17 protein-coding genes are annotated in these 14,736 nt (G+C 70.6%); 8 read left to right on the forward strand and 9 right to left on the reverse strand.

Annotation, left to right across the window (positions count from 1 at the left end):
• Nucleotides 1-12 precede the first annotated feature (12 nt).
• Nucleotides 13-1,137 carry an AI-2E family transporter gene (locus tag ASG32_RS00295; RefSeq protein WP_026604737.1) on the reverse strand — a complete coding sequence of 375 codons (1,125 nt, stop codon included), beginning with the start codon at nucleotides 1,135-1,137 and terminating at the stop codon, nucleotides 13-15.
• Nucleotides 1,138-1,280: 143 nt separating this feature from the next.
• Between ASG32_RS00295 and purM the strand changes: the two genes are divergently transcribed.
• Both purM and purN read left to right on the forward strand, forming a co-directional pair.
• Nucleotides 1,281-2,360 (forward strand): phosphoribosylformylglycinamidine cyclo-ligase, encoded by a 1,080-nt coding sequence (gene purM / locus ASG32_RS00300; RefSeq protein WP_056521216.1) that lies wholly within the window; start codon nucleotides 1,281-1,283, stop codon nucleotides 2,358-2,360.
• A complete protein-coding gene (gene purN / locus ASG32_RS00305) occupies nucleotides 2,360-3,010 on the forward strand; it encodes a phosphoribosylglycinamide formyltransferase (RefSeq protein WP_056521218.1) in 651 nt (216 codons plus the stop codon). The genes purM and purN overlap by 1 nt, the downstream gene beginning before the upstream one ends.
• A gap of 141 nt (nucleotides 3,011-3,151) precedes the next feature.
• Here purN and ASG32_RS00310 read toward each other — a convergent pair whose 3' ends face one another.
• On the reverse strand, nucleotides 3,152-3,517 hold the full coding sequence (locus ASG32_RS00310) for a hypothetical protein (RefSeq protein WP_082557696.1): 366 nt from the start codon (nucleotides 3,515-3,517) through the stop codon (nucleotides 3,152-3,154).
• A gap of 173 nt (nucleotides 3,518-3,690) precedes the next feature.
• Nucleotides 3,691-4,113: a nucleoside-diphosphate kinase gene (ndk, locus tag ASG32_RS00315; protein ID WP_012317495.1), complete on the reverse strand. Its 423-nt coding sequence runs from the start codon at nucleotides 4,111-4,113 to the stop codon at nucleotides 3,691-3,693.
• A 268-nt stretch (nucleotides 4,114-4,381) separates the two neighbouring features.
• On the opposite strand from ndk, the gene ASG32_RS00320 reads away from it, so the two are divergent.
• A complete protein-coding gene (locus ASG32_RS00320) occupies nucleotides 4,382-4,846 on the forward strand; it encodes a DUF2147 domain-containing protein (RefSeq protein ID WP_020091800.1) in 465 nt (154 codons plus the stop codon).
• A gap of 6 nt (nucleotides 4,847-4,852) precedes the next feature.
• On the opposite strand, the gene ASG32_RS00325 is transcribed toward ASG32_RS00320, so the two are convergent.
• Nucleotides 4,853-5,488 carry a glutathione S-transferase N-terminal domain-containing protein gene (locus ASG32_RS00325; protein ID WP_056521224.1) on the reverse strand — a complete coding sequence of 212 codons (636 nt, stop codon included), beginning with the start codon at nucleotides 5,486-5,488 and terminating at the stop codon, nucleotides 4,853-4,855.
• A gap of 240 nt (nucleotides 5,489-5,728) precedes the next feature.
• Here ASG32_RS00325 and ASG32_RS00330 point away from each other — a divergent pair, with 240 nt between their 5' ends.
• The 5 genes from ASG32_RS00330 (at nucleotide 5,729) to ASG32_RS00350 (ending at nucleotide 10,030) form a co-directional block, all read left to right on the forward strand.
• Nucleotides 5,729-6,037, forward strand: coding sequence for a hypothetical protein (locus ASG32_RS00330; protein WP_020091797.1), 309 nt, complete (start codon nucleotides 5,729-5,731; stop codon nucleotides 6,035-6,037).
• Nucleotides 6,038-6,163: 126 nt separating this feature from the next.
• Entirely contained in the window at nucleotides 6,164-8,203 is a 2,040-nt protein-coding gene (locus ASG32_RS00335) for an FUSC family protein (protein WP_056521227.1), read from the forward strand.
• 23 nt (nucleotides 8,204-8,226) lie between these two features.
• Nucleotides 8,227-8,421 (forward strand): DUF1656 domain-containing protein, encoded by a 195-nt coding sequence (locus ASG32_RS00340; RefSeq protein ID WP_020091795.1) that lies wholly within the window; start codon nucleotides 8,227-8,229, stop codon nucleotides 8,419-8,421.
• Complete coding sequence (locus tag ASG32_RS00345) at nucleotides 8,421-9,476, forward strand: HlyD family secretion protein (RefSeq protein WP_020091794.1); 1,056 nt, start codon at nucleotides 8,421-8,423, stop codon at nucleotides 9,474-9,476. The genes ASG32_RS00340 and ASG32_RS00345 overlap by 1 nt, the downstream gene beginning before the upstream one ends.
• A gap of 71 nt (nucleotides 9,477-9,547) precedes the next feature.
• Nucleotides 9,548-10,030 (forward strand): DUF3280 domain-containing protein, encoded by a 483-nt coding sequence (locus ASG32_RS00350; protein WP_056521229.1) that lies wholly within the window; start codon nucleotides 9,548-9,550, stop codon nucleotides 10,028-10,030.
• Nucleotides 10,031-10,622: 592 nt separating this feature from the next.
• On the opposite strand, the gene gatB is transcribed toward ASG32_RS00350, so the two are convergent.
• The 5 genes from gatB to ASG32_RS33210 form a co-directional block, all read right to left on the reverse strand.
• A complete protein-coding gene (gene gatB / locus ASG32_RS00355; RefSeq protein WP_056521233.1) occupies nucleotides 10,623-12,095 on the reverse strand; it encodes an Asp-tRNA(Asn)/Glu-tRNA(Gln) amidotransferase subunit GatB in 1,473 nt (490 codons plus the stop codon).
• 184 nt (nucleotides 12,096-12,279) lie between these two features.
• Entirely contained in the window at nucleotides 12,280-12,579 is a 300-nt protein-coding gene (locus ASG32_RS00360; protein ID WP_020091791.1) for a hypothetical protein, read from the reverse strand.
• Nucleotides 12,576-14,054 (reverse strand): Asp-tRNA(Asn)/Glu-tRNA(Gln) amidotransferase subunit GatA, encoded by a 1,479-nt coding sequence (gene gatA, locus ASG32_RS00365; protein WP_020091790.1) that lies wholly within the window; start codon nucleotides 14,052-14,054, stop codon nucleotides 12,576-12,578. Before gatA ends, ASG32_RS00360 begins: the two co-directional genes overlap by 4 nt.
• A 78-nt stretch (nucleotides 14,055-14,132) precedes the next feature.
• Nucleotides 14,133-14,420, reverse strand: a complete 288-nt coding sequence (gene gatC / locus ASG32_RS00370; RefSeq protein WP_020091789.1) for an Asp-tRNA(Asn)/Glu-tRNA(Gln) amidotransferase subunit GatC — start codon at nucleotides 14,418-14,420, stop codon at nucleotides 14,133-14,135.
• Between the two features lie 169 nt (nucleotides 14,421-14,589).
• A complete protein-coding gene (locus tag ASG32_RS33210; RefSeq protein ID WP_012317484.1) occupies nucleotides 14,590-14,730 on the reverse strand; it encodes a hypothetical protein in 141 nt (46 codons plus the stop codon).
• Nucleotides 14,731-14,736 lie beyond the last annotated feature (6 nt).

A 14,736-nucleotide genomic window follows, 5' to 3' on the forward strand; every position in this document is an offset into this window, starting at 1 on the left:
GGCCGCTCAGGATCATCCCGCGCCCGCGGAGGTCAAGGCCGAAGCGTCCTTGCCCTCGTGCTCAATCAGGATCGGCTGCCCGGCGTGGTAGAGGCGGCTCTCCAGGTAGCGGGCCAGGGCGAAGCGGACCAGCACGCCGATCGAGGCCGCGATCGGGACGGCGAGCAGCAGCCCGACGAAGCCGAACAGCGTCCCGAAGGCGAGCAGGGCGAACATCAGCCAGACCGGGTGCAGCCCAGTGGAATCGCCGACGAGCTTCGGCGAGATGACGTTGCCCTCTAGGAACTGGCCGACGAGGAAGACGGCGACGGTCAGGCCGAGATGCAGCCAGTCTCCGGAGGGCCAGAACTGGACGAGCGCGACGCCCACGGAGAGCATGAAGCCGGTGAGCGTGCCGACGTAGGGGATGAAGGTCAGGAACCCGGCGATCAGGCCGATCAGCACGCCGAAGTTCAGGCCGACCAGCCACAGGCCGACGGCGTAGAAGCTGCCTAGGATGAGGCAGACCAGGGTCTGGCCGCGGACGTAGCCGGTGACCGCTCCGTCGATCTGGCGCGCCAGCTCGCGCACCGTCGCCCGGTGCCGGGGCGGCACCCAGCCGTCGATGGCGGCGACCATCCGGTCCCAGTCGACGAGGATGTAGAAGGCGACGACCGGCGTCACGACCAGCAGGGAGGCGATCGAGATCAGCGCCTGGCTGCCCGACCAGAGCGATTTCAGGAAGGCCAGGAGCCACGTGCCGGCCTGGGTGGCGAGCGTCCCCACGGAGGATTGCAGCTCGTTGAGGACGTTCGCGCCGCCGACGCGCTCGAGCAGGGTCCCGGACCGCTCGGCGATGATCGCCTGGAGCCGCGACACCATCCCGGGCAGCGCATTGACGAGCGCTACGACCTGGTTGGCCGTGAGCGGGATCAGGATCAGCAGCGTCACGACGAGGACGACGACGAACAGCGCCAGGATCAGCAGGCTGGCCGCCAGACGCCCGAGGCCGAGCCGCTCCAGCCGATCTGCCAGGGGGTCGAGGAGGTAGGCCAGCGTGATGCCGGCCACGAACGGCAGCATCACCTCCCGCAGGAGGTAGACGATCAATCCCAGGGCCACGACAGCGGCCAGCCCGATCACAGCCCGTGCGCGCACGATGACGCTCCCCCCAGCAGCACACCACGCCAGCGGGCAGAGTGGGTATGCGGAGCGCGCCGATCAAGGCGCCGCCGGCACGACTCGCGCGGCGCGCGGGAAGCCGCTAGAGCGGGGCCAGTACTCAGCGAGGTGGCGCGGGCATGACGGCCAAGGACGGCAACGAGCCGAAGACGGGGCTGACCTACGCGGCGGCGGGCGTCGATATCGATGCCGGCAACGCCATGGTCGAGACGATCAAGCCGCTGGTGCGCTCTACCCGGCGCCCGGGCGCCGACGCCGAGATCGGCGGGTTCGGCGGCCTGTTCGACCTGAAGGCCGCGGGCTTCCGCGACCCGATCTTGGTCGCCGCCAACGACGGCGTCGGCACGAAGGTCAAGATCGCCATCGAGACCGGCCGCCACGACACGATCGGCATCGACCTCGTGGCGATGTGCGTGAACGACATCATCGTCCAGGGCGCCGAGCCGCTGTTCTTCCTCGACTACTACGCGACCGGTAAGCTGATCCCCGGCGTCGGCGCCGACATCGTGCGCGGCATCGCCGAGGGCTGCCGGCAGGCCGGCTGCGCGCTGATCGGCGGCGAGACCGCCGAGATGCCGGGCCTCTACGACGGGTCCGACTACGACCTCGCGGGCTTCTCGGTCGGCGCCGCCGAGCGCGGCGCGCTGCTGCCGCGGCCCGGCATCCGGCCCGGAGACGTCGTGCTCGGCCTGCCCTCCTCCGGCGTCCATTCCAACGGCTTCTCGCTGGTCCGCCGGATCGTCGCGAAGACGGGTCTCGGCTGGGACGCGCCGGCCCCGTTCGCCCCGGGCCGCAGCCTCGGCGAGGCGCTGCTGGAGCCGACCCGGATCTACGTGAAGCCGCTGCTCGCGGCGCTGGGCGCCACCGACGGGATCCGGGCGCTCGCCCACATCACGGGCGGCGGCTTCCCCGACAACCTCCCCCGGGTCCTGCCGGACGAAGTCGGCATCGCCGTCGACCTCGATGCCGTGACCCCGCCGCCGGTCTTCGGCTGGCTCGCCCGCGAGGGCGGCGTCGCCGAGGCCGAGATGCTGCGGACCTTCAACTGCGGGATCGGCATGGTGGTGATCGCCGCCGCCGACGCGGTCGACGACGTCGACGAGGCCCTGACCCGGGCCGGCGAGACCCCGGTCCGCCTCGGACGGATCACGGCGCGCGGCCCCGAGCCGGTAACCTTCAGCGGCCGCCTCGCCCTGTGATGGCGTCCGCCCGCAAGACCCGCGTCGCGATCCTCATCTCGGGGCGCGGCTCGAACATGCTGGCGCTGCTGGAGGCCGCGAAGGATCCCGCCTTCCCGGCCGAGATCGTGCTGGTCCTGTCGAACCGCCCGGAGGCCGCCGGCCTCGCCCGGGCGGCCGAGGCGGGCATCCCGACGCAGGCCATCGATCACCGGGCCTTCGCCGACCGGGCCGGTTTCGACGCCGCCCTCGACGCGGCGCTGCGGGCGGCCGAGGTCGACCTCGTCTGCCTCGCGGGCTTCATGCGGATCCTGACGACCGACTTCGTGGCGTCCTGGGCCGGCCGGATGCTTAACATCCACCCTTCGCTTCTGCCCCTGTTCAAGGGCACCCACACGCACCGGCAGGCGCTGGACGCGGGCGTGCGCCTGCACGGCTGCACGGTCCACTTCGTCGTGCCGGAACTCGACGCCGGACCGATCGTCGCCCAGGTTGCGGTCCCGGTCCGCCAGGACGACGATCCCGACAGCCTCGCCGACCGCGTGATCGTGCAGGAGCGGCGGCTCTACCCCGCGGTGCTCGCCCTGGTGGCGGGCGGCCGCGCCCGTCTGGACGGCGATCGCGTCGTGATCGACGAGAGGGCGCCAGACGGCGCTCTGTTCAGCCTCTAGGCGGCGGTAGCACGGGCGTTTCCGTCCGCGCGAGCGGGGCGCCGCGATCCGGCCGCGCCACGCTCGCCATGTTCCGCCCCCGGGGCTGCTCCGCCGACGAAGACGATGCGCGGACCCGGAGGCCTTCGAAGCTCTTGGCGCTCAGACCGGGCGCTGGAGCTTGCAGCTGTCCAGGGCCGAGAGCGCCTTAGCGCGGGCGGTGTCGTTGAAGTAGCCGGTGGTCCGGTAGGCCTCGATCTCGGAGGCGTCGAGGCTGCGCAGCGTCTGCCGCGCGTAGCAGCCGCAGGGGCGCTCCAGGGAGGCCTCGCTGGCGCTGGTCATGCGGGCCTGGACGACCGTGCAGGCGTGGCGCACGCGGCCCTCGAGGTTGGTCTTGCTGGCGGTCTTGAGAGCGGGGTCCGGCTCGTACTGCTGGAACGGGGCCGAGGATCCGCCCGCGAGGGCGGCGGTCGCGCCGAGGGCGAACAGGCCGGTCGCGATCAGCAGGGGCAGGCTGCGCATTGTCATGGTCGGGGTCGTCCGGGGGCTGAGATTGGCTAAGCTCGGCCGTTGGACGCTCCCGGGCTCCGTCCCGTCAAGGACGACCCGGTCACACAGGGCGGCATTCCCGGCGCCGCCGGGTACGGGGCGCGCGAATGGCGGGTCGGTGTGCCCAACCCGCCACCGTGCGCCGCCTCGCCTCAGGCAGCGATGTCGGAATCCTTGAAGAACTGCGCGATCTCGAGCTTGGCGTTCTCGGCGCTGTCGGAGCCGTGGACGGTGTTCTCGCCGACGGACTCGGCGAACTTCTTGCGGATCGTGCCCTCGGCGGCCTGGGCCGGGTTCGTGGCACCCATCACCTCACGGTACTTGGCGACGGCGTTCTCGCCCTCGAGGACCTGAACCACCACCGGGCCGGAGGTCATGAAGGTCACGAGCTCGCCGAAGAACGGGCGCTCCTTGTGCACCTCGTAGAACTTCTCGGCCTGCTCCTTGGTCATGCGGATGCGGCGCTGGCCGACGATGCGCAGGCCGGCCTCCTCGATGACGGCGTTGACCGCGCCGGTCAGGTTCCGCCGCGTCGCGTCGGGCTTCAGGATCGAGAAGGTGCGCTCGGTGGCCATGGTGCGTCCGGTCTGTCTGTGGAAAAGATCTGCGGCGCGCCGGCGATCCGGACACGCCGCGGCAGCGAGAATTTCGCTTCGGCGCCGGGCTTATAGCGGGCGCCCCCCGGTGCCTCAAGCGGCCCGGCGCGCCCTGGCGGGGCAAGCGCGGCCGTGGCTCTGCCGCAACACCGCCGAAAAATCGCCCGATTGCGGCGGCTCAGTCGCGCACCAACCGACTTCGTCCACCCCTCGGGCGCCCGCGGCGCCCCAATCCCGGAGACGAACCATGCGACTCGCTCTCAGCGCCAGCCTGCTTCTCGCCGGCCTCACCGCCGCCTCCGCCGACACGGGCAAGGACCCGTCCGGCACCTGGCTCACCGGCGACGGCCGCGCCAAGATCCGGATCGACCGCTGCGGCCCCGGCCAGAAGCTGGTCTGCGGCAAGGTCGTCTGGCTCAAGACGCCGACCTTCGACAACGGCGCCCCGCGCACCGACCTCAAGAATCCCGACCCAAAGAAGCGCGCCCGTCCGGTAATCGGTCTCCAGCTGATCGAAGGTCTGAAGCCGGACGACGCGAAGTTCACCGGCGAACTCTACAATATCGAGGAAGGCAAGATCTACACGGTCAGCCTCGAGCGGGAGAGCGAGGCCGAGCTCAACGTGTCGGGCTGCATGCTCAAGATCCTGTGCGGGTCGCAGACCTGGACCCGCGTGCCGGACGTGAACCAGCAGGCCGCCAACAAGAACTGAGCTTCGTCAGATCGCCGCGAGGCCGCGCTGCACTGCCGGCCTCGCCAGGATGCTCTCGAGCCACCGGGCGACGTTCGGGAGGGTGTCGATGTCGACACCCTGCTTGAAGTTGAGCTTCGCCCAAGTGAACGTCGCGATGTCGGCGACGGAGTAGTCCTCGGCCAGGAAGGCGCGCCCCTCGAGGCGCCGCTCCAGCACGCCGTAGAGGCGCTTGGCCTCGGCGGTGAACCGGTCGATCGCGTAAGGCAGCTTCTCGGGCGCGTAGATCTTGAAGTGGTGTGTCTGCCCGAGCATCGGCCCGAAGCCCGCCACCTGCCAGAACAGCCACTCGTCGACCGCCACGCGGGCGCGCTCGTCGGTCGGGTAGAACTGCCCGGTCTTCCGGCCGAGATACTGCAGGATCGCGCCTGATTCGAAGACCGAGATCGGCTGTCCGCCCGGACCGTCCGGATCGACGATGGCCGGGATCTTGTTGTTGGGCGAAATCGCCAGGAAGTCGGGCGCGAACTGCTCGTTCTTCGCGATGTCCACGGGAACGATGCGATAGGGGAGCCCGCACTCCTCCAGCATAATCGGGATCTTCCAGCCGTTCGGCGTACTCCATGTGTGGACGTCGATCGGCCGCCCGGACACCGCTGCCATGCTTTGCCTGCTCCTGGACCCGATCGTCGGCGGCGCGGTGGTCCTCCGCCGTTTCCGAATTGCCCCGGCAGTGAAGACGATTTCCCGGCCGCGCTCAAGGGCACCGCGCCCGTAGACGCGGTCGCACGGCGAAGCTGCGCCGGGGCTGGCGGCGGCGGCGCGGCCGGGCTTGCCGGCGCCGCGGGAGAGCGGCGAGATTGCGGCTCGGGCGCCGGAACGGCGCCCGAGGGGGAACATCCGATGATCGATCGTCTCGTCAGGATCGCGGTCCTGTCCGCGCCGCTGCTCGCCGCCTGCCCGGCTCTCGCCAAGGAGCCACCTGCCAAGGAATCACCCGCTAAGGAAGCACCCACGAAGGCGCCGCCCGCCGCCGAGGCGCCGGCCGCCAGGGCGCCGAGCGCGGGCCAGTCCGCCGCCCGCGATCGCCAGAAGACCTGCGGCACCGAGTGGCGCGCCCTGACCGACGCGCAGAAGGCGGCGCAGGGACCGAAATGGCCGCAGTACTGGAGCAAGTGCAACAAGCGCCTGAAAGGTGGCGACAAGGCCTGATCGGCTAGAACCGCGGGGCGTTCCGTTCGTTCGAACATCCGCGGCGGGTTGGCAGGAGGCACGAGGCGATGACGGACCCTTCTCCGTCCGGTCGGGCGGTGGACAGCGCGCCGCGCGGGGTCCGGCATGGCTGAGGCCCCCGCCGGCTCCGTCGCAGATCGCCGCCCCGAACCGCTCGGCGACCGCGTCCTGGCGTTCCTCGATGCCTGGGTGCCGAAGCCGGCCGCCTGGGCCTTCGCGCTGCGGATCTGGATCGCCATGATGCTGGCGCTGGCCGCCGCATTCTGGCTCCAGCTCGACAGCGCCTCGTCCGCCGCCACCTGCGTGGCGATCCTCGCCCAGCCCAAGCGGGGGCAGGCGATCTCGAAGGCGGTCTACCGCCTGCTCGGCACGCTCGTCGGCGCGGCGGTGGCGCTCGTCTTCATGGCGCTCTTCGGCCAGGACCGGGTGCTGCTGCTCCTCAGCTTCACCGTCTGGCTCGGCCTCTGCGTCTTCGTCGCCCAGTTTCTGCAGGACACGCGGGCCTACGGCGCGATGCTGTCCGGCTATACTGTGGCGATCATCGCGCTCGGCCAGATCGACGATCCGCAGGGGACCTTCGACGCCGCCGTGTCCCGCGTCGCCGCGATCGTGCTCGGCATCGTCGTGATCACCTTCATCAACGACGCCCTCGCCTCGCCGAGCACGTGGCGGGCGCTGCTGCCGCAGCTGCGCGCGGCCTGGGACCAGACGCGCGGCTACGCCCGCGAGACTCTGGCGTCGGGGGATCTCGGCGCCCCGCGCACCGCCGCGCTGATCCGCACCATCGCGCCGATGCGGGCCGATGCCAGCGCCATCGCGGGCGAGCTGGACGACGGCCGGTACCGCGCGGCCGGCGCGCGCAGCTGCATCGCCGCGCTCTACGTGATGGCGGCGTCGATCCGCGGCCTCGGGGCCGCGGCCGCGTCCCTGCGCGATCCGAGCCCGGCCGTCGCGGAGGCGATGGCGATCTGCCGGCGGGTGGCCGACGCGCCCGATCCCGACGCCCTGGACCGCGACGACGAGCGCCTGCGCGACTTGGTCGACGCGGCCATCCGCGACGCGACCCGTCCCCTCGACGAGGTCGTTGTGCTCCAGCGCGCCCTCGACTTCGTCTGCGCCGCGACCTTCGCGCAGGACGGCATCCGCGCCGTGGCCGACGGCCACAGGCCCCTGCGCGACGCCGAACTGCCGACTCACCGCGACTTCCCCGTCGCCCTCCGCGGCGCCCTGCGGGTGGCCCTGAGTTTCGCGGTCACCGCCGCCACCTTCGCGGCGCTCGGCCTGCCCCAGGCCTCGTTCGCACTGGTCCAGGTGGCCGCCACCGCGGCCCTGTCGTCGATGACGCCGGACCCGAAGAAGTTCGCGAACGGCGTCGTCGTCGGCATGACGCTGGCCGCCGCCCTGGCGGGCATCGCCCGGTTCGCGCTCCTCAACGGTGTCCAGGGCTTCCCGATGCTGGCGCTCGTGATGGCGCCGGTGATCTTCCTGGGCTGCTTCCTCTCGCTGAACCCGAAGACCTTCGGAGTCGGCTTCATCCTGATCGTGTTCTTCCCCGTCCTGCTGGGGCCCTCGAACCCGCAGACCTACGACGCCCTGAGCTTTCTGCTGAACGCGTTCCTCGTCGTCGTGGCGGCCGTGATCCTGTCGATCATCGTCCGCCTCATCCTGCCGATCTCGCCGGCCCAGCAGCGGGTCTTCGCCCTCGGTTCGGCGCGGCGGGCGCTCGCCGACGCCCTCGTCGGCCAGGGCGGCGACGCCACCACCCGCACGAGCCTGAATGCCGACCGGCTGTTCCAGTTCGCCGCCTACAGCTCGGGGAGCGCGGCGGTGCGGCAAGCGAACCTGCACCACGCCTTCGCCCTCGCCCGCCTGGAGGCCGCCGCCGCCCGGGCCCACGCGGAACTGCGCCGCCTCTGGTCGGTCAAAGCCCTGCGCGGCGCGATCCCGCGGGCGCGGGACGCCCTCGCGGCAGGCGACGATCGCGGGCTCGAGATGGCGGCGCGCGACCTGATCCGCGCCGCCTCCAGCCAGGACCGGGCGGTGCGGCTCACGACGGCCCGTGCCGCCAGCGACCTCGTCACCGCGTCGCGGACCATCGCCCGCCACAGGCGATTCCTCCAACGCCTCGACATCGCGCTATTCTGATTGCCGCTTCTTCCGGGGTAACCATGCACGAGGACATCCATGTCGGCGGGGTGCTGGTCACGGCCTTCGTCGCTTACGCGCTCGCCGCGTTCGTGATCCTGGTCGTCCTTCGCCTCGTCTTCGCCCGCATCCGCTTCAGCCGCTACGTCGCCAACGCCCCGCTCGCCGAAGCCGGCCTCTACGTCTGTGTCCTCGCCCTCCTGATCGCGTTCATCTGATGCCCGACACGACCGCCGACGAGGACGATCCGAAGTCCGCCGCCCGCGACGGCGCGCCCGGGCGGAGCGACCCCCTGCCCGCAGTGCCGCGCCGGGGCCGGGCCGCCAAAGTGTTCCGCCTCGCGGCCACCGGCGTGATCCTGCTCGCGGCGATCCTGGCGGGAGCCTTCGTGTGGGAATTCTACGTGGCGGCGCCCTGGACGCGCGACGGCACGGTCCGGGTCCAGGTCGCCAACATCGCCCCGCAGGTCGCCGGTCAGATCGTCGAGGTCCGGGTCCAGGACAACCAGAACGTCCGCAAGGGCGACGTCCTCTACGTCATCGACCCGGTCGATTTCGAGGTCGCCGTCACCTCGGCGGATGCCGAGGTCAAGAATCGCGAGGCCGATCTGCAGGTGAAGAACGCCGAGTCGGCCCGGCGCCAAGCGCTCTCGACCGTGTCGACCTCGATCGAGGAGAAGCAGCGATTCGCAGGCGCCGCGAAGATCGCCGAGGCGTCGCTGGAGAGCGCGCAGGCGCAGCTGCGGCAGGCCAAGGTGAATCTGGAGCGCACCCAGGTGAGGTCGACCGTCAACGGACGGGTGACCAACCTGCTGATGCGGGTCGGCGACTACGCCCGGACCGGCACCTCGAACATCAACGTGGTCGACACAGACTCCTTCTGGATCGACGGCTATTTCGAGGAGACCAAGATGTCCAACATCCGCGTCGGCGACCCCGCCGACGTGAAGCTGATGGGCTTCGATCCGCACCTGACCGGCACGGTCCACAGCATCACGCTCGGCATCTCCACGGCGAACGCCGCCGCCAGCACGCAGGGGCTGCCGGACGTCAACCCCGTCTACACCTGGGTGCGCCTCGCCCAGCGGGTGCCGGTCCGCATCCGCATCGACCACGTCCCGGCGGGCGTCCCGCTCATCGCCGGCATGACCGCGACGGTGTTCGTCAACGGCGGCCGCGGCCCGGCACCGAGCTGGTTCATGGACCTGCGCGACCGCGTCTCCGGCCTGGCAAAGCCGGCGGCCAGCCCCACCCGGGAGGCCGACCGGCGCTGAATCGCCGCGCGGACGCGACCCGGTTGGCGGGGGCGCGGTTTCCCGGACACGCATCCGCGCCGGAGATCACGATGAACCGACTGCTCGCACTCGCCACCGTCCTGCTGGCCGCGGGACCGGCCGCGGCCGCGCCCCCGCGGGCCGCGGTATTCGATTTCCAGTTCTCGAACCTATCGCCGGTGCCGGGTGACGCCGCCGACACCGCGCGGCTGAAGCGGGTCAGCGCCGAACTGCGCGACCTCCTCCAGAAGAAGGGCCTGTTCGTCGTGGTCTCGACCGAGCCGGTGCGGGACGAGGTCACCAGAAGTGCCGACCTGCGCCGCTGCAATGGCTGCGCGGATGACCTCGCCCGCAAGCTCGGCGCGGATGTCGCGATCACCGGCGAGGTGCAGAAGGTCTCGAACCTGATCCTCAACCTCAACGTCTACGTGAGGTCCCTCACCGGCGACGCGCCCGAGAAGGCCTACAGCGTGGACCTGCGCGGCGACACGGATGAGTCCTTCGACCGCGGCATCCGCTTTCTGGTCGAGAACAATATGGGCGCCGGCAAGTAGCTTGCGGGCCAATCAATATTTCGCAGCGCCGCGGGATCGGTCCAAGTGATTGAGCTCGCACGCGCTGCGGTGCGGCGGCGGGGGCAAGTGGATCGAAAAAGCCTATTGCCGAGAAAATAGCTATTGACCGACTTGGAGGACGGGCGCAGTCTCCATCTGTGCTTAGCGAGAGCGGGCACGGACCGGCACGAAATCTTGACGCGATCAGGTTTCGCAGCGGTGTCGGTCGTCGGAAGCTGGAGGAGACAGGGATGACTCCACCGCAGCGGAATGCCGCTTAGACGGTTCAGGGACAGGTTCGGCCCGAGACCTAGCGGCACAACACGAACAGCCGGACGGACGCGGCTCCAGGGGCGCAGAAGCGGCCACGCATGGCACGCCTTCGAATGCGCGAAAGGCCCCACTTCGAGCCGTTCCGCCGCGGTTTCTCTTCGAGGATCTGTTCGTGGCCCACCTGCCCGGCATCGCCGCGGCGGGATCTCGTCGTGGCTTTGGCGAGCATGGGACTAGCCGGCGACGTCGAAGCGACAGCCATCCGATCCCGGCACTCATCCTGAGGCCGGGCGCGGACTGGCCGCTCGCCGCGGAAGGCTCACTCGATCCCGAGCTTCGCCTTGAGCAGCGCGTTCACCGCCGCGGGGTTCGCCTTGCCGCCGGTGGCCTTCATGGTCTGGCCGACGAACCAGCCGAGCAGGGTCGGCTTCTCTTTGGCCTGGGCGACCTTGTCGGGATTCGCCGCGATGATCTGGTCCACCGCCGCCTCGATGGCGCCCGTGTCGGTCACCTGCTTCATGCCGCGGCTCTCGACGAGGGCGCGCGGGTCGCCGCCCTCGGTCCAGACGATCTCGAACAGGTCCTTGGCGATCTTGCCGGAGATGACGCCCTCGCCGATCAGGTCGATGATCGCGCCGAGCTGGTCCGCCGAGACCGGGGTCGCGTCGATGGACAGACCCTCCTTGTTGAGGCGCCCGAACAGCTCGTTGATCACCCAGTTGGCCGCGGCCTTGCCGTCCCGGCCCTTGGCCACCGCCTCGTAGTAATCGGCGGAGGCGCGCTCGGCGACCAGCACGCCGGCATCGTAGGGCGAGAGGCCGAACGCCGAGACGAACCGCGCCTTCTTGGCGTCCGGCAGCTCGGGCAGCCCCTCTGTCAGGGCGTCGACGTAAGCCTGGTCGAATTCCAGCGGTAGCAGGTCCGGATCGGGGAAGTAGCGGTAGTCGTGCGCCTCTTCCTTCGAGCGCATCGAGCGCGTCTCGCCCTTGGTCGGGTCGAACAGGCGCGTCTCTTGGTCGATCTTGCCGCCGTCCTCGAGGATGGCGATCTGGCGCCGCGCCTCCGTCTCGATCGCCTGCCCGATGAAGCGGATCGAGTTGACGTTCTTGATCTCGCAGCGCGTGCCCAGCGGCTCGCCGGGGCGGCGCACCGAGACGTTCACGTCGGCGCGGAGCGAGCCCTTCTCCATGTCGCCGTCGCAGGTGCCGAGGTAGCGCAGGATCGTGCGCAGCTTGGTCACGTAAGCTTTCGCCTCCTCGGAGGAGCGCAGGTCTGGTCGGGAGACGATCTCCATCAGCGCCACGCCCGACCGGTTGAGGTCGACGAAGCTCCGGGTCGGATCCTGGTCGTGCAGCGACTTGCCCGCATCCTGCTCGAGGTGCAGGCGCTCGATGCCCACGGTGATCGAGGCGCCGTCGGCCAGATCCACCAGGACCTCGCCCTCGCCGACGATCGGGTCCTTGTACTGCGAGATCTGGTAGCCCTGCGGCAGGTCCGGATAGAAGTAGTTCTTCCGGTCAAACACGGAGCGCAGGTTGATCTTGGCCTTCAGGCCGAGGCCGGTGCGCACCGCCTGGGCGACGCACTCGGCGTTGATCACCGGCAGCATCCCGGGCATCGCGGCGTCGACCAGCGAGACGTGGTCGTTCGGCTCGGCCCCGAACTCCGTCGAGGCGCCGGAAAACAGCTTCGCCCGGCTGGACACCTGGGCGTGGATCTCCATGCCGACGATCACCTCCCAATCGTGGAGGCCGCCCTTGATCAGCTTCTTGGGGTCGACGGGTGCGTTCATGGTCGGTCCGAAAGGCGGCTGGCGTTCGAGGCGTCGCCGTCTCTGCGAGCGCAGCGAAGCGATCCAGGGAAGCGCGAGGCTTCCAGGCGTTGCACCGCCGGATCGCTTCGCTGCGCTCGCAGAGACGGCGGAGGCGCCGCATGCGTCGAGCGAGAGATTTTCTAGGAGGCCCCTGCCCGCAGGGTCAAGCGCGGCGTCCGACCGCCTGCCGGGCACCGTAGCCCACGACGGCCCAGAGCAGGGCCGCGACGGCGCGGACCGGGAAGAAGGTCGGGCCGTCGCGGGTGATCGGCGCCGGCCACGGGATGCCGGCCGCGCTGACCGCGTAGGAGAACAGCACCGAGAAGCCGAGCGCCGCGATCGCCGCGATGAAGACCTTGCCGAACTGGCTGGCGGTCCAGCCGAGATAGACCGCCACCACGATCAGCGCCGGATCGAACGCGGCCCAGATCCAGACCGTCCAGGGATAGTACGGGACGGTCATGACCACCACGGCTCGGGTAGGACGGTGCGACCGGCCGCGTCCTCGATCACCTGCGCGACCGCGAACAGCGTCTCCTCGTCGAAGGGCCGGCCGATGAGCTGGAGGCCCAGCGGGAGGCCCTGGCCGTCGAGCCCCGCCGGCACCGCGATGCCCGGCAGCCCGGCCATGTTCACCGTCACGGTGAACACGTCGTTGAGGTACATCTCCACCGGGTCGGCCGAGGCCTTCTCGCCGATGCCGAAGGCGGCCGACGGCGTCGCCGGCGTCAGGATCGCGTCGACCCCGGCCGCGTAGGCGGCCTCGAAGTCGCGCTTGATCAGCGTGCGGATCTTCTGCGCGCGGACGTAGTAGGCGTCGTAGTATCCGGCCGAGAGCACGTAGGTGCCGATCATGATCCGGCGCTTCACCTCGCGGCCGAAGCCGGCGGCGCGGGTGTTCTCGTACATCCCGGCGATGTCCTTGCCGGGCACGCGCAGGCCGTAGCGGACGCCGTCGTAGCGGGCGAGGTTCGAGGAGGCCTCGGCCGGGGCCACGATGTAGTAGGCCGGCAGCGCGTAGGCGGTGTGCGGCAGCGAGATCTCCCGGATCGTCGCGCCGGCGGCCTTGAGCCACGCCGCGCCCTCGTCCCAGAGCTTCTGGATCTCCGCGGGCATCCCGTCGACCCGGTACTCCTTCGGGATGCCGATGGTCAGGCCCTTCACGCCGCGCGACACGGCGGCCTCGAAATCGGGCACCGCGAGGTCGGCGCAGGTCGTGTCCCGGGCGTCGGCGCCCGCCATGGAGCCGAGCAGGATGGCGCAATCGCGCACCGTCCGGGCGATCGGGCCAGCCTGGTCGAGGGAGGAGGCGAAGGCCACCGTCCCCCAGCGCGAGCAGCGCCCGTAGGTCGGCTTGATCCCGACCGTGCCGGTGAAGGCGGCGGGCTGCCGGATGGAGCCGCCGGTATCGGTCGCGGTGGCGCCGAGGCAGAGGCGCGCTGCGACCGCCGCGGCGGAGCCGCCCGACGAGCCACCGGGCACGATCGGCGCGTCCGATCCGGCGCGCCGCCAGGGCGAGACCACGTTGCCGTAGGCGCTGGTCTCGTTCGACGAGCCCATGGCGAACTCGTCGAGGTTCAGCTTGCCGAGCATCACGGCGCCGTCGCGCCACAGATTGGCCGACACGGCCGATTCGTAGTGCGGCTCGAAGGTCTCGAGGATCTTGGAGCCCGCCGTAGTCGTCACGCCGTGCGTGCAGAACAGGTCCTTGATGCCGAGGGGGATGCCCTCGAGCGGCCGCGCCTCGCCGGACGCGATCTTCTGGTCCGAGGCCTCGGCCATCGCCAGGGCGCGGTCCGGGGTCTCCCGGATATACGCGTTCAGGACGCGGGCCTTGGCCATGGCATCCAGATGGGCCTGGGTCAGCTCGCGGGCCGAGATCCGCTTCGCCTTCAGGGCGTCGCGCGCTTCGGCCAGGGTAAGTTCGTTCGGATCCACGCTGTTCACGTCCCCGCGCGCGCCGCCGCGCGCCTGCCCGCCAGAAATCCGGTCCGCAAGGTTTGGGCCGTCCTCGGCCTACTCGACCACCTTCGGGACCAGGAAGTAATTGTCCTCGGTCTCGGGTGCGTTGGCGACGACGTCGGCGGCGCGGCCGCCCTCCGTGACGACGTCCTCGCGCTTCTTCATCGCCATCGGCGTCACCGAGGTCATCGGCTCGACGCCCGCGACGTCGACCGTGCCGAGCTGCTCGACGAAGGACAGGATGGCGTTCAGCTCGCCCTGCAGGGGCCCGACTTCGTCGTCGGTGACCGCGATCCGCGCCAGATGCGCGATGCGCCGAACCGTCTTCTCGTCGACCGACATGCCGTCCCGTTCGTCCCTGCCCGGGAGCGCTCTCCCGAAGTCGGTCGCGCTATAGCATCGGCGCTCGACGCACCGCAACGCGGGTGGGCTATGCCGCGCCGCCCGCAGGGCGGCCGGCCGCGCGGGACCCCGCTGACCGCGCGCTCGGCGCGGGCGGGCGACGGGCGGATCAGGTCACGACGTGGTGGGGTGTCACCGACATCTCGATGGTGATTCCCGGTTGCCGGACCGGCTGGATCATGGCTTGGGTGAAGCCCGCGACCAGCACCTCGAAGGCGAGGAGCAGCATCCAGCGGTGCTTGCGCGGCATCGCCCG

The organism is Methylobacterium sp. Leaf361 (assembly GCF_001424445.1).
Taxonomy (GTDB): domain Bacteria; phylum Pseudomonadota; class Alphaproteobacteria; order Rhizobiales; family Beijerinckiaceae; genus Methylobacterium.

Excerpts from the sequence above, each read along its gene's own strand:
- ASG32_RS00335 (WP_056521227.1), top strand. The coding sequence starts at position 6,164 with ATGGCTGAGGCCCCCGCCGGCTCCGTCGCAGATCGCCGCCCCGAACCG.
- ASG32_RS00350 (WP_056521229.1), top strand. The coding sequence starts at position 9,548 with ATGAACCGACTGCTCGCACTCGCCACCGTCCTGCTGGCCGCGGGACCG.
- ndk (WP_012317495.1), bottom strand. The coding sequence starts at position 4,113 with ATGGCCACCGAGCGCACCTTCTCGATCCTGAAGCCCGACGCGACGCGG.
- ASG32_RS00345 (WP_020091794.1), top strand. The coding sequence starts at position 8,421 with ATGCCCGACACGACCGCCGACGAGGACGATCCGAAGTCCGCCGCCCGC.
- gatC (WP_020091789.1), bottom strand. The coding sequence starts at position 14,420 with ATGTCGGTCGACGAGAAGACGGTTCGGCGCATCGCGCATCTGGCGCGG.
- purN (WP_056521218.1), top strand. The coding sequence starts at position 2,360 with ATGGCGTCCGCCCGCAAGACCCGCGTCGCGATCCTCATCTCGGGGCGC.
- ASG32_RS00310 (WP_082557696.1), bottom strand. The coding sequence starts at position 3,517 with ATGACAATGCGCAGCCTGCCCCTGCTGATCGCGACCGGCCTGTTCGCC.
- ASG32_RS00360 (WP_020091791.1), bottom strand. The coding sequence starts at position 12,579 with ATGACCGTCCCGTACTATCCCTGGACGGTCTGGATCTGGGCCGCGTTC.
- ASG32_RS00320 (WP_020091800.1), top strand. The coding sequence starts at position 4,382 with ATGCGACTCGCTCTCAGCGCCAGCCTGCTTCTCGCCGGCCTCACCGCC.
- purM (WP_056521216.1), top strand. The coding sequence starts at position 1,281 with ATGACGGCCAAGGACGGCAACGAGCCGAAGACGGGGCTGACCTACGCG.
- ASG32_RS00340 (WP_020091795.1), top strand. The coding sequence starts at position 8,227 with ATGCACGAGGACATCCATGTCGGCGGGGTGCTGGTCACGGCCTTCGTC.
- gatB (WP_056521233.1), bottom strand. The coding sequence starts at position 12,095 with ATGAACGCACCCGTCGACCCCAAGAAGCTGATCAAGGGCGGCCTCCAC.
- ASG32_RS33210 (WP_012317484.1), bottom strand. The coding sequence starts at position 14,730 with ATGCCGCGCAAGCACCGCTGGATGCTGCTCCTCGCCTTCGAGGTGCTG.
- ASG32_RS00325 (WP_056521224.1), bottom strand. The coding sequence starts at position 5,488 with ATGGCAGCGGTGTCCGGGCGGCCGATCGACGTCCACACATGGAGTACG.
- ASG32_RS00330 (WP_020091797.1), top strand. The coding sequence starts at position 5,729 with ATGATCGATCGTCTCGTCAGGATCGCGGTCCTGTCCGCGCCGCTGCTC.